Here is a 13515-nt window from a genome sequence, read left to right as displayed (position 1 = left end):
ATAGTACGACCCAACAAATAGTAATCATTAATTTATTCCAAAAAAATGAAACATTTATTTTTCACTTCCTTTATCTGGCTTGCCTTATTTAGTGGTGCCCATGCACAACAATTAAAATCCCCAAATGAAGCCTTGACAATGGAATTTTCGTTACAAAACGACGGAACTCCTACATACGCTTTAAAATACAAAAACAAAGAGGTTATAAAAACCAGTAAATTAGGTTTAGAACTAAAAAACGACGAAAAATCATTACTGAATGACTTCGTAATAGTAGATACAAAAACGGCCACATTTGACGAAAACTGGAAACCAGTTTGGGGTGAAGTAGCCCAAATTCGCAATCATTATAATGAACTTGCCGTTACTTTAAACCAAAAAGGAACTGACAGACAAATCGTAATTCGTTTTCGTTTATTCGACGAAGGTCTAGGTTTCCGTTATGAATTTCCGACTCAAAAGAACCTTACTTATTTTGTAATTAAAGAAGAAAGAACGCAATTTGCGATGGCAGGAGATCATACCGCATTTTGGATTCCTGGAGATTACGACACGCAGGAATACGATTTCACCACTTCTAAATTATCTGAAATTAGAGGTTTAAGCGAAAAAGCAAAGACTGCTAATGTTTCTCAAACTTCGTTTTCAACTACAGGGGTGCAAACTTCATTAATGATGAAAACGGCAGATGGATTATACATCAACCTTCACGAAGCTGCATTAATTAACTATTCTTGTATGCACTTGAATTTAGATGATAAAAACATGATTTTCGAATCTTGGTTAACGCCAGATGCGATAGGAGATAAAGGATACATGCAAGCACCTAACACCTCTCCATGGCGTACCATTATGGTTAGCGATGATGCCCGAGATATTTTGGCTTCTAAAATGACATTGAACTTAAATGACCCTTGTAAAATTGAAGATACCTCTTGGATTAAACCAGTTAAATACGTTGGTGTTTGGTGGGAAATGATTACTGGTAAAAGTTCTTGGTCGTATACTAATGACTACCCTTCTGTAGAACTGGGCGTAACTGATTACACTAAAGCAAAACCGAACGGTACACATGGAGCGACTACTGCAAATGTCAAGAAATATATTGATTTTGCTTCTGCAAATGGTTTTGGTGGTGTTTTAGTTGAAGGATGGAATGAAGGATGGGAAGATTGGTTTGGTCATTCTAAAGATTATGTTTTTGACTTTGTAACTCCTTATCCAGACTTTGATGTAAAAGGAATCCAAGCGTATGCAAAATCTAAAGGAGTAAAAATGATTATGCATCATGAGACTTCAGGATCTGTTCGCAACTACGAGCGCCATTTAGACACAGCCTACCAATTCATGAAAGACAATGGATATGATGCTGTAAAAAGTGGTTATGTAGGGAATATTTTGCCGCAAGGGGAAAATCATTACAACCAATGGGTGGTAAACCATTATCAATATGCGTTAGAAAAAGCAGCAGAATATAAAATTATGGTAAATGCACATGAGGCTGTTCGTCCTACAGGGATAAGCAGAACGTATCCCAACTTAATTGGGAACGAATCGGCTAGAGGAACAGAGTACCAGTCTTTTGGTGGTTCTAAACCTAACCATGTTACTTTATTGCCTTTTACCCGTTTAATTGGTGGTCCAATGGATTATACGCCAGGTATTTTCGAAATGGATTTGAGCAAATTGAATCCTGACAATCATTCGCATGTAAATAGCACAATTGCAAATCAATTGGCTTTGTATGTTACTATGTACAGTCCGTTACAAATGGCAGCCGATTTACCTGAAAATTACAATCGCTTTTTGGATGCTTTTCAGTTCATTAAAGATGTAGCCATCGACTGGACAGAAAGCAAATACCTTGAAGCAGAACCAGGACAATACATTACTGTAGCCCGTAAAGCTAAAGGAACTAACAACTGGTTTGTAGGAAATGTAAATGGTGAAACACCACGTACTTCAAATATCAAATTTGATTTCTTAGATAAAGGAAAAAAATACACCGCGACTATCTATGCCGATGCAAAAGATGCGCATTACAAAACAAACCCTCAAGCCTACGTTATTCGTAAAGTAGTTGTGACAAGCAAGTCTAAACTATCTCAATTGAGTGCGCCAGGCGGAGGTTATGCCGTTAGCATTATTGAAATAAAATAATAGTGACTATGTAAAAGTAGAAAAGGCTGTCTAAAAATTTAGACAGCCTTTTTTTATTTCTATAATGTATGAACTTAAACTAATTCACTTTGATTAATTTAACATCAAAAAGAATAACAGCACCTCCTGGAATTGGTCCGCTACCGTTATTTCCATAACCCAAAGCAGATGGAACTAATAGAATACCGCTACCTCCCTCTTTAAAATAAGGAATCCCTTCTGTCCATCCTTTTATAACTTGGTTCAAACCAAACGATATACCTTCATCAGTACTTTTATCAAACACATTTCCATTGGTATAATATCCTTTGTAAGCTACTGTAACATTAGAAGAAGCTGTTGGTTTAATACCTGTTCCTGCTTCATTAACTACATAATACAAACCTGAATCGGTTCTTGTAGCAGTCAATTTATTTGCGGCAATATAATCCACAATTTCTTTTTCATTTTTAACTGTATAATCAACAGCTTGAGTTTCTACTTCTGTATTTGTATCTGATAAGCAAGAAACGAATAATAAAGAAACGAGTGATAATAAAATAGATTTCATAATTTGATTTGATTAGTAAGTTGGCAAATATATAAAATACACACTACATAAATTATATTTTTTACTACTATGTAGTTACCATCAATCTCCAAAAACCTGAACATCATCCACTTGAAAGGCACCGTCCAAAGCCAGATTCTTCCCAGAACCGGTGTACTTGAAAGCGATGTTTATTTTCCCTTTATAAGAAGATAAATCTACTCCACCGGAACCCACAAACTGATACCAAGGTGTAGCCTGTTTAGGTAATATTACTTTGAGTGCAGTCCACGTCGCCTTAGTTACATTCACGCCATCAAAATTACTAGACACCAGTACTTCCAGCGAATTCAGTGGAGAATCCACATCGAGGTGATGTTGAGCTGTTCTAAAAGTGAGTATCTCATTAGTATGTGTATCCATATCAATTTTAGGCGAAATCAACCAAGCGATATTTGACAACACTTTGGCCCCTGTGGTATTAAACTCGGCATAACCATTCCCAGAATACACAGTACCCTTCCAGAAGATTGTACCACTCTGAACAATATTTGCCCAGCCAGGCAGACTCAAATTGGTTTTATCCACCACCGATTGGAAATCTTGAGAGAAAAACGGAGCTCTTCTTGTTTGGGTCATAACCACGTCTTTTTCGGAACGGGACAGCAACTGATAATCAGAACCAAATTTGGTTAAAACTCCTCTCACCTTTCCGTTTCCGCCAGGAACCATGCTTTGGGCAAAATCAGCATAACTACTCGTTCTAAAAAGTACCTGATTCCCAAATTTATCTATCAAACTCCAATTAGTCGCACCACCAATATTCTTCGTTTCTTCAAAATAGTGTCGGCCGAGCGCTGCCTCGGTAAACTGAACGTCTGACAATTCTACCAAAGTGTTTATGTTGGCATCAGAAACTAAATCTGGAATCGTAAGATGTCGTACCAAAAGGTCTTCTCCTAAAGTGGTACAAGAAGCGTGCAATACATTTTTATAGTCGTTTTGCGACAATCGTCCCACCGCACCTTCATTATAGGAGTTGACATAAATACTACCAATACGAAGGCTTCCATAATTGATATCAGTGTACTGATTTTTTAGTTTCACATACACTTTATTCCCCACTCTAAAATCAACATAGGTATTAGTCGCATCAACAGGAACGCTAAATCCTATGGCAGGAGTTGTTGCAGTTCCTAAAGTCTGCAAAGAAATAGTTTTGAAAAAATTACCGTTTTCATCACTGGAAACCACATAGGCTTCAATGATGTCGTCGTATGTATATTGTGTAACAATGGCTCCGGCGTTAGTTCGAACTTCTGCTACGGTTTTATTTGTGGCTAAATCAGGTTGCGTACAACTCAGTTTTGGTATCTCCACCGCATCGCTTGCGCAGCCCGAAAAAATAGCGCCAAATACCATCAAAAAAAGGAAACTATAGAAAGTAGATTTCATAAGATTGGTTTTTTATAATTAAAAATTGAAGTTGAGATTAACAAAATAAGTTCTTCCGTAGCCATAAAAGTATTTGTTGCCAAAGGAGGGCGTACCACCAGAAACATCCTGATTAAGTTGTCTAAAATTAGCATTTCTTGCCTGCTCGTAGCCACCCGTTTTATAGTTGTTGTCGAGTACATTATTGACGCTCACAAAAAGTCCCAGGTATTTCCCTTTGATGCGCCATGACTTCCCTCCTATAAGATTAAGCAACATCACCGGATCAAATTTTTCCTGTTTCAATAATTCCCTAGCCCTCTCTTCTGTAGCTTCCGGAAAAGAAAATCCGCTGGCAGGATTAGTGTAAAAATGATCTGTTCTTGATATGGGAGAGACATCAATATAGTTGTCTGCCAAATAATTAATATTAATTCCTATCCACCAATATTTGGGATCACGGTATTCAATCCCTAGTCCGTACGCCTGTTGCGGCATTCCGGCTTGTTTGTAGTTTTTTAAAATTGCTTTTCCAAAATCGAATGACGGCTTGGTATTTTCTACGGAAGCAACTGCATCATTATTAATACTCACATTAGGGTTACTATCATAGGTAAACTGACCGTAGCCTGCAGAAAAACTCCCTTTTATCGTACTGTTGAGTTGGTATTCAAAACTAAATTCCCCGCCAATATTCTTACGATCTAATTGCGTTAATGTTTGGCTTACAAAAGCATTGGTATTTGTATACCCGGCGCCATTGTCAAAAATACCTTCGGCATAAAAAAAGGAAGTTTTAGTCGCATTTTTTATTGTCGAATAATAAGCCGTCAGTCGCGCTTTTAACTTTGGGGAACGCAACACATAGGTTGCATCCAGGCTATTTATCGTTTCACTTTGTAGTCCGTCCACAATAGAATTGTTTAATCGGGAATTAGGAAATGTATTTTTAATAGTGGGCGCTTTAGACAAATGGGCGCCGTTGAAACTTAATGACTGTTTCCCTGAAACTTTAAATAAGACACCTCCTTTAAACCCGAAATTCTCAAAAGGTACTTTCTCACTTTTGCCAAAGGAAATCGTTTCATAAATTCCGTTTTTATACAAACCCTCTCTTTGATAATTTGTAGCGGAAAAAGACTGAGCCAAATAGAAGTCGACTTTATCGTAAGAAAATTTAAACTGGGAAAAAGCATCAAAAACAGTGGCTGCATATTTATAATTGTATCCATAAGCATCTCCTACAACAACCTGCCTGTTTGGGTTATTCAAATCAGACTGTGCTTGATTTCCACTATAAAAACCATCAATATCCTCAAAGTAGGAACCGCCCAAAAGATCCAAAAGGAGCTGGTAATTGTGAGATTCTAATTTTCGGAAAGACCCTCCCGCATTAAAAATCAAATTTTCATTAAGCTGCGTATTGAAATTAGAAGAAGCGACTATAGTTTGATCGTCTGTGCGGTCTTCGTATAAAACATAATGACTTTTGGCCGCTTCGTAGCCCGTAGTATTTCCATTAGAATTTATTATTGCCTTTTGATTAGCCTGATACAGCGCATCCCAATCAATTTGAGGATTTGCTAAAAACTGAACTCGGCTCTTCTCCGCGTTTTCATAATCTGGTGTAAAATCCCCTGAATATTCTCCCTCATCTTTGCCATACAACGAACTGTAATAACTGGGTAATTTTCTAAAATAAGTTGGATCCGGACTGTTGGCATTTTGGTAATCGAGATTGCTGTTTCCTATTTTCCCAAACTGAACCATCACGCTAGAATTAAGATTGCTGTGATCGTTTATCTTAAAATAATGATTGAGCATCAAGATGGGTTCTTCGATGGTTTTTACTCTGGCGTTTCGTTTCTTTCCGTCCTGATATCCCCAGTAGGAATTATAGGTTCCGCTGGTTAGTTCTGTTACCTCAGCGGTATTTGGCGAATTCTTTCCTCGGCTATTTGGGGTATAAAAACCGGTAAAATTCAGGGAATGACTGTCGCTTAATTTCTTCTCAACACTCAGGAAAAGAGAATTCGCGTCATAGGTAGTTCCTTCAAAATAGCCTTCCTCTGCATATCGTTTTCCTGCCGAAACAACCAAGGCCCAACCGCTGTCACTCATTCCTGAAGCAAAGGTTCCCATCATGCGCCAATTATAATTTGTATTCGTTCCTGACACAGTTATTCTAGTTCCTGGTCTATAAATGGAAGCGCGAGTATTGATTTCCTGAGTTCCTAAAATGCCACCAAAAGTATAATCAGACGGGGCGGTACCCACGGTAAATTCCTGATTTCTGGTGGCGTCGTTTAGTCCGCCCCAATTGCTCCATTGTGGTCTGCCGTCATAGGATTTATTCATGGAAACACCATTGATCATGGTTATTGCATTTTCACTATCCAGTCCCCGAATCCGGAAACGCGCCTGACCCCAATTGAAAGCGGCGGCTTGCTGAAAAGCATCTTTGGAAGACTGTAGCAATCCTGACGTACTTTCTGAACCACTATTGTCATCAGTTAAATCATTTTCGAAAAGCCGAATTAAACTCCGCTGCTGGTCTGAAATTTCATCTTCCTCCAGCATTATCGTGCCTAAATCGAGTACTTCTCCCGCATGGATTGTTACTGGAAACAAGGCGTCTTTGTAGCCTTGACTGTGGAAAAGCACCAATTGATCGCCCAGAATTAAGTCGTCAAAACTAAATTTCCCGCTGGTCTCTGTGAGCTGCATCGCGTTTGTGTTTTGAATTGAAACGACGACATAGGCTAAGGGCTGTTGTGTTTTGGCATCTAAAACAGTTCCTGAAATTCCCGTTTTATTTTGTGCAAAAGCAAATCCTATTTGTAAAACAACGAAAAGTGTCAGCCCAATTTTTCTCATAAATTCCTTTTTTTAAAATAAATGCAATAGGTCCGCCAAGCGATTTGGGAACTTTCAATTTTAAATAAAATAGGATTGAATTTATTTCTGGGCACAACAAAAATCCAAAATAGGATTTGGCATCAGAAATAAAAAAAAAGTGTTTTTGGGAAATTTGGTTTAAAACCAAAAAGGACTACTTCGATAAAAGTGGTATTGAAAAACAAAAGGAACCATTTGATTCTTTTGTTTCACACGATAAATATAATTAAATTTCAATACCGTTGTTAAATTTTTATTAAATAATATTATTTACAGTTAATTTATTTAATGTATTCCCAGCGAAACATCGATAATGCCGCACTTCTTACAAGGGAAATGTTTTTGTAGTAGAGAGGTTCTTGTAACGATTACTCCCTTTTAGTTAGGACCCCCTAGCGCAATAAATAGCCCTGATCACAGCGGCATCCTTTTATCTCGTTCTTAAAACGAGATGAAAGATATAGCGAAGAGCAGGTGATACGTTCTTGAAAGTAATAAAAGTAGTGCTCCAAAAAAATTATTGAATGGCTTTGATTCGGCTCACCATTAAAGCGATTAAAATTCCGAAAACACCAATGAAGGCGAAAGAAAATCGTAAACCCATCAGTTCAGCAATGTAGCCAATAACGGGCGGCCCCATTAAAAACCCAAGAAAACTCACACTCGAAACGATGGTTAAAGCCTCTCCGGGTGGAACGGTGGGATTTTTTCCTGCAAGACTATATAAGGTAGGCACGATGGTAGAAACTCCTAGTCCAACTAGCATAAAACCAAGTGTAGATGGAATTAAGTATGGAAAAGCTACGGCTGTGAAAAGCCCTGTAGATATTAGAAGCCCACTGGTTTGTATCACTTTTTTTCTTCCAAAGCGAAAAATCAGACCGTCGCCTAAAAAGCGTCCGCTTGCCATCATAATCATAAAGGAAGTATATCCCAAAATAATTAACGGACCAGGAGCTTTGACTACATCTTTAAAATAGATTCCGCTCCAGTCAAACATAATTCCTTCACTTGCCATACACCCAAAACCTATGACTCCCAGCCAAATCAAAGCACTGTCTGGCTTTGTGAATAATTTTTTCTTCTCTACAGTTATAGGAGTTCTTTTAGCTTTTATCAAAAACTTATAATTAAACGCAATCAATGTAATCACAATAACACCAACGATTAAAAAATGGTGATACGGAGAAAGCTGAAATGAAAGCATCGCTAAACCAATCAATGCACCGGTAAAACCTGCAAAACTCCACACCCCATGAAAAGAAGCCATGATCGTTTTCTTGTAAAGTTTCTCTGTATAAACACCTTGCGTATTGATGGCGATATTATTCATATTTCCGAATAATCCAAATAGAAATAAACCCAATGCTAATTGCCATGAAGTAGTAGCTAACCCCATGTTGCTAAGACTAAAAGCATACATTAATAATGAAAATATTCCGATGCGGTGACTTCCAAACCGAGTGACTAATTTCCCCGAAAAAGGCATCATCATCAACTGTCCTACCGGAAGTGCAAATAAGATAGTTCCTAAATCAGCGTCGCTTAAATGCAATGCCATCTTAATATCTGGAATTCTACTGGCCCAGGTTGCAAAACACAATCCCATCCCAAAGTAAAATGCAGAAACAGCATAACGAATTCTTCTTAGATAAGAAAGTTTCGCGTTTTTGTATGATTTTTTGAGTTTTCCTTCGGTTTTAAACCGGTCTATAAAATTTAAATCTATCAAAACAAGCTGTTTTATTATTTGAAAGGCACAAAAATACAAAAAAGCGAGGCGAGGATTTTATCAAAACAACAATGGACTGTAATTACATCGTTATTGTTTATAAAAAGTATGAATTCTATCTTGTAAAGCACTGATTTTCTGCCAAGAGACGGTAAAAATCGGGATATAAACCATTAAGGAATTAAGGTTGAATAAAGAATTCACACTGTGTATCTCTTAATTCCTTAATGGTTACTATTTTAAAAAGAATCTAACAACTATAAATAGATTGCTTTTTTCTGAGCACTACTTTGAATTGCCGCTTCGATGATTTGCATGACTCTTAGTCCGTCTTGTCCGGTAACTGGTTCTTCTTTGCCGTTTGCAATGGAATCGTAGACTCCGTCAAAAAAATCATAATAATTCCCTTGTAGTGTTGGAATTTTGCCTTGCACTATTGTGCCGTCAATTTCAGTATGCAAGAGTCCTTCTTTTTCAATTGGCTCTGTTCCCCAAGTATCTAAATTTGGTTTTTTACCTAATTTCAAATCGTCTTCCTGCACATCGCCACGTGGTTTCAAGAAAGATCCTTTTTTACCGTGAATAGTATAGGCGGGATTTGCTTCCCGAACAAAAAAGCCAGCTTTTAAACGCACCCGGAATTCCTGATAATACAGCAAAATGTCAATCCAATCATCAACCAGAGAGTTTTCTCTGGTAATTCTAATATCGGCATAAACAGCTTGCGGAAATCCAAACAAATACAACGCCTGATCTATTAAATGTGGCCCAAGGTCTTTTAATATTCCGGCCCCATCATTGGCCGTTTCTTTGTGTAGCTTCGGACTCAAAAGCGGATTGTAGCGATCAAAATGGAATTCGGCTTCAACTAGTTCTCCCAATACACCGTCTAAAAGAATCTGTCTTACCGTTTTAAGATCACTGTCCCATCTCCTATTTTGAAAAACAGCGAGCTTCACTCCTTTCTCAGTCGCTAAATTCACCAATTCTTGCGCTTCGGCAACTGTGGTAGTAAAGGCTTTTTCGACTACGGCATTTTTGCCCGCTAGCAGTACTTTTTTGGCATATTCAAAATGAGTTCCCACTGGAGTGTTGACGATAATCAACTCAGCATCGGATTCCAAAACGTCCTCCAAAGTGGCATAGCTCTTTACATTAGGATAATCCTGTTGAATCAATTTTTTACTTCGTTCCCAAGATCCGAGCAATTCAAATCCGGGGTGAAATTCTAGAAATGGTGCATGGAATACTTTTCCGGACATACCGTAGGATAGCAAGGCGGTTTTTATTTTTTGCATGTTTTTTATTTGTTTGTCTAATGGAACGCGGATAACACGGATTGTTACAGATAAAAACGGATTTTTTTATCGTTTATATATCTGTGTAATTTAAACATATAAATTTATTGAAGACATGTAATACGTCTACTCTATGGCTGATGGCACGCAGATAGCGCAGATTTAATAGTTTATTAAACATATAAGTCGTCTATGTAAAGAGACTCAAAACTTAAATGACTTATATGTTTTAAAAAAAAACTTAAAAACTATTTCTTAGCTCTTTCGTATTGTTGTGGCCAAGCGATATCTTCATTTAAGTCTCTAGCAAAGGTCAACGCAAGATTAGGATCTCTTAAAGATTCTCTCGCAAACAAAACCAAATCTGCTTTTCCAGAGCTAATAATATCTTCTGCCTGATGCGCTTTGGTAATTAGACCTACGGCTCCCGTTAAGATTCTGCTTTCTTTTTTGATTTGCTCAGCAAACGGTACTTGGTAATTAGGTGCTACAGGAATCTGTTGATAAGGCACTAATGCACCTGATGAAACATCAATTAAATCAACCCCTTTTTCTTTTAAAATTGTAGAAAGCTGTACAGATTCTTCTGCATTCCATCCTCCATCTGCCCAATCAGTGGCTGAAATACGCACAAACATGGGTAAGTCTTTTGGCCATTCTGATTGTACTGCTTCGAGTACTTCCAGTGTAAGACGGATTCTGTTTTCAAAACTTCCTCCGTATTCATCCGTTCTAAGATTAGATAAAGGAGAAAGAAATTGATGCAATAAATAACCATGCGCTGCATGAATTTCCATCACTTGGTATCCTGCTTTCACTGATCTTATCGTCGCTGCCTTAAAATCAGCAAGCACTTTTTCAATTCCAGCCTTATCAAGAGCTGCTGGCATCGCGTCTGTATCTTGAAACGGAATTGCACTTGGCGCCACGGTTATCCATCCGCCTTCTTTAGCATCCAGTTTTTTATGGCCATTCCAAGGAGAAGAACTACTTGCTTTTCTTCCGGCATGTGCTAATTGAATTCCAGGAACTGAATTCTGACTCACAATAAATCGATTGATTTGCGCTAATTTTTCTATTTGCTCGTCTTTCCAAAGACCCAAATCTTCTGGAGAGATGCGCCCTTCTGGAGAAACACTGGTGGCTTCTTGAATTATTAAGCCTGCGCCGCCTGTGGCACGACTACCCAAATGCACCAAATGCCAATCATTGGCAAAGCCATCAACAGCAGAGTATTGACACATTGGCGAAATTGCGATTCTGTTTTTAAGCGAAATGCTTTTTATTTGTAACGAAGTGAATAGTTTTGAAGACATATATATCTGAGATCATTAAAGGTTAAAATAATTATTAGAGAAGTGATTCAAGCAACACAAGCCGTAAAATACATTCATCTGTTTTGCAAAAGCATTACAAAAAAAGATACAAGCTAAGAGTCAATACCTAAACGGGGTAGGTCCTAAAAAGCAGATCTCTAAAAATATTTTTCTTAGCTTGTGGGTACTTAGCACACTTTCCTAAAAAGTAAAGTTAGTGGACATCGCCGAAACATAAAACCTAAATTCCATTAATTAACAAACTTTTAAAATCTTGTGGAACAATTATTGTAAATTATACAAATAGAAAACCTTACTTTTGTGAGTCATAAAAAGAATTAAAATTTAAAAATGGATCTATTTATCAAGCTTTCTCAATTTTTATTGAGCTTATCATTACTTATTATACTTCACGAATTAGGACATTTTATTCCTGCTAAATTATTCAAAACCAGAGTCGAAAAATTCTACTTGTTTTTTGACGTTAAATATTCCCTTATAAAAAAGAAAATTGGAGAGACTGAATACGGAATCGGATGGTTGCCGTTAGGAGGTTATGTAAAAATTTCTGGAATGATTGATGAGAGCATGGACAAGGAACAAATGGCATTGCCACCACAACCTTGGGAATTTCGCTCTAAGCCAGCATGGCAACGTTTAATCATTATGTTAGGTGGAGTTACGGTAAACTTCATTTTAGCTTTTATTATCTATATCGGGATGGCCTTTGCTTATGGTGATACTTATATTGCCAATTCAGATTTGAAAGACGGTTTATTGATTGAAAATCAAGCCATGTTAAACGCGGGTTTCAAAACAGGAGATAAAATAATTTCGGTTGATGGTGTAAAAATCGCAAAGTTCGACAATGACATCAATATGAAAGTTATTTTGGGAAAAGAGATCCTTATTGAAAGAAACGGAACCCAGCAAACCATAAAAATGCCTGTTGATTTTGTGGATCGATTGTCTAAATTTGAAAAAGGAACCTTATTAGATATCAGAATGCCGTTTGTTATTGGTGCTGTTACCGATCAATCTACCAATAAAGAAATACAACCAAAAGATGTTGTGGTAACCCTTAACGGACAAACTGCAAAATACTTTGATCAAGCACAAACTATATTAGAAAACAACAAAGGAAAGACTATTCCTGCAACAGTATTGCGTGATCAAAAAGAAAAACAAATACAGGTTACAGTTAACAATGACGGAAAATTAGGCGTTCAGCTTGGTAGATTAAGTTTTGATTCGTTGGAAAAATTAGGATACTACAAAGTAAGCAAACAAGAATTCAGTTTCTTGGAATCGATTCCAGTAGGAATTACAAAAGGAAAAAACCAAGTAGTAGGATACGGAAAACAACTGAAATTGATTTTCAGTCCAAGTACAGGAGCTTACAAACAAGTAGGTGGTTTCAAAGCCATATTTGATATTTTTCCAAGTACATGGAGTTGGGAAACGTTCTGGAGAATTACTGCTTTATTATCAATTATGCTTGGTGTTATGAACTTATTACCTATTCCTGCACTTGATGGAGGTCATGTGATGTTTTTATTATACGAAATTATTAGCGGTAAGAAACCAAGCGATAAGTTTCTAGAAAACGCACAAATGGTTGGTTTCGTATTACTTATAACGCTGTTATTATTTGCCAATGGAAACGATATTTACAAGGCAATTGTAGGGAAGTAAAAAAAAATAAAAAAAGTTTAATTTTTATTTGCAAAAACCAAATGATAGCCTATCTTTGCACCGCTTTACAACTGAAACGCACATCACTATAAAGCAACAAAAAAAGATTAAAAAGTTCTTATATATAAAAATACACAGTTTCCTTCTTAGCTCAGTTGGTTAGAGCATCTGACTGTTAATCAGAGGGTCCTTGGTTCGAGCCCAAGAGAGGGAGCTTTTTAAAAGCCTGACAGCAATGTCAGGCTTTTTTTTTGGAATAAACTCAACGGAAATAAACCCTAATATTTTCTAGATCGAAAAGCAGAAAGACTTTACAGCAATGTAAGGTCTTTTTTGTTTTTAAGCCATAGTGAGATCAGTATTTTGCCCCGAAAAACGGATCAAGCGCAAAAGTTGGGGATTATCCAAAAAGGTTAGATAATCTGAACAAGAAAAAGTCGATTTTCCGAACCC

At 37.2% G+C, this 13515-nt stretch carries 8 protein-coding genes and 1 tRNA gene; 3 read left to right on the top strand and 6 right to left on the bottom strand.

The window, feature by feature from the left end:
• The first annotated feature begins 45 nt into the window (after positions 1–45).
• Positions 46–2160 (top strand): glycoside hydrolase family 97 protein, encoded by a 2115-nt coding sequence (locus QO182_RS10445; RefSeq protein WP_371561514.1) that lies wholly within the window; start codon positions 46–48, stop codon positions 2158–2160.
• 79 nt (positions 2161–2239) lie between these two features.
• On the opposite strand, the gene QO182_RS10440 is transcribed toward QO182_RS10445, so the two are convergent.
• The 6 genes from QO182_RS10440 to QO182_RS10415 all read right to left on the bottom strand — a co-directional run bounded on the left by QO182_RS10440 (position 2240) and on the right by QO182_RS10415 (position 11367).
• Entirely contained in the window at positions 2240–2710 is a 471-nt protein-coding gene (locus tag QO182_RS10440) for an FKBP-type peptidyl-prolyl cis-trans isomerase (RefSeq protein ID WP_371561511.1), read from the bottom strand.
• Positions 2711–2791: 81 nt separating this feature from the next.
• Positions 2792–4144, bottom strand: coding sequence for a DUF5689 domain-containing protein (locus QO182_RS10435; RefSeq protein ID WP_371561508.1), 1353 nt, complete (start codon positions 4142–4144; stop codon positions 2792–2794).
• Between the two features lie 18 nt (positions 4145–4162).
• The gene (locus tag QO182_RS10430) at positions 4163–7000 is read right to left on the bottom strand and encodes a carboxypeptidase-like regulatory domain-containing protein (protein ID WP_371561506.1); all 2838 of its coding nucleotides are present in this window, start codon (positions 6998–7000) and stop codon (positions 4163–4165) included.
• 538 nt (positions 7001–7538) lie between these two features.
• On the bottom strand, positions 7539–8753 hold the full coding sequence (locus tag QO182_RS10425; RefSeq protein WP_371537782.1) for an MFS transporter: 1215 nt from the start codon (positions 8751–8753) through the stop codon (positions 7539–7541).
• Between the two features lie 257 nt (positions 8754–9010).
• Positions 9011–10051, bottom strand: coding sequence for a Gfo/Idh/MocA family oxidoreductase (locus tag QO182_RS10420; protein ID WP_371537785.1), 1041 nt, complete (start codon positions 10049–10051; stop codon positions 9011–9013).
• 248 nt (positions 10052–10299) lie between these two features.
• Positions 10300–11367, bottom strand: a complete 1068-nt coding sequence (locus QO182_RS10415; RefSeq protein ID WP_371537788.1) for an NADH:flavin oxidoreductase/NADH oxidase — start codon at positions 11365–11367, stop codon at positions 10300–10302.
• A gap of 351 nt (positions 11368–11718) precedes the next feature.
• Here QO182_RS10415 and rseP point away from each other — a divergent pair, with 351 nt between their 5' ends.
• Both rseP and QO182_RS10405 read left to right on the top strand, forming a co-directional pair.
• On the top strand, positions 11719–13062 hold the full coding sequence (gene rseP / locus QO182_RS10410; protein ID WP_371561503.1) for an RIP metalloprotease RseP: 1344 nt from the start codon (positions 11719–11721) through the stop codon (positions 13060–13062).
• Positions 13063–13202: 140 nt separating this feature from the next.
• Positions 13203–13276: transfer RNA gene (locus QO182_RS10405), tRNA-Asn, on the top strand.
• Positions 13277–13515: the final 239 nt, after the last annotated feature.

It is taken from the genome of Flavobacterium sp. Arc2, assembly GCF_041431385.1.
GTDB lineage: Bacteria > Bacteroidota > Bacteroidia > Flavobacteriales > Flavobacteriaceae > Flavobacterium.
This window is presented reverse-complemented; position numbering and strand designations above follow the sequence as displayed.

Bases quoted from the DNA above. Each gene is read 5' to 3' on its own strand.
- QO182_RS10445 (WP_371561514.1), top strand. From the start codon at position 46: ATGAAACATTTATTTTTCACTTCCTTTATCTGGCTTGCCTTATTTAGT.
- QO182_RS10440 (WP_371561511.1), bottom strand. From the start codon at position 2,710: ATGAAATCTATTTTATTATCACTCGTTTCTTTATTATTCGTTTCTTGC.
- QO182_RS10435 (WP_371561508.1), bottom strand. From the start codon at position 4,144: ATGAAATCTACTTTCTATAGTTTCCTTTTTTTGATGGTATTTGGCGCT.
- QO182_RS10430 (WP_371561506.1), bottom strand. From the start codon at position 7,000: ATGAGAAAAATTGGGCTGACACTTTTCGTTGTTTTACAAATAGGATTT.
- QO182_RS10420 (WP_371537785.1), bottom strand. From the start codon at position 10,051: ATGCAAAAAATAAAAACCGCCTTGCTATCCTACGGTATGTCCGGAAAA.
- QO182_RS10415 (WP_371537788.1), bottom strand. From the start codon at position 11,367: ATGTCTTCAAAACTATTCACTTCGTTACAAATAAAAAGCATTTCGCTT.
- rseP (WP_371561503.1), top strand. From the start codon at position 11,719: ATGGATCTATTTATCAAGCTTTCTCAATTTTTATTGAGCTTATCATTA.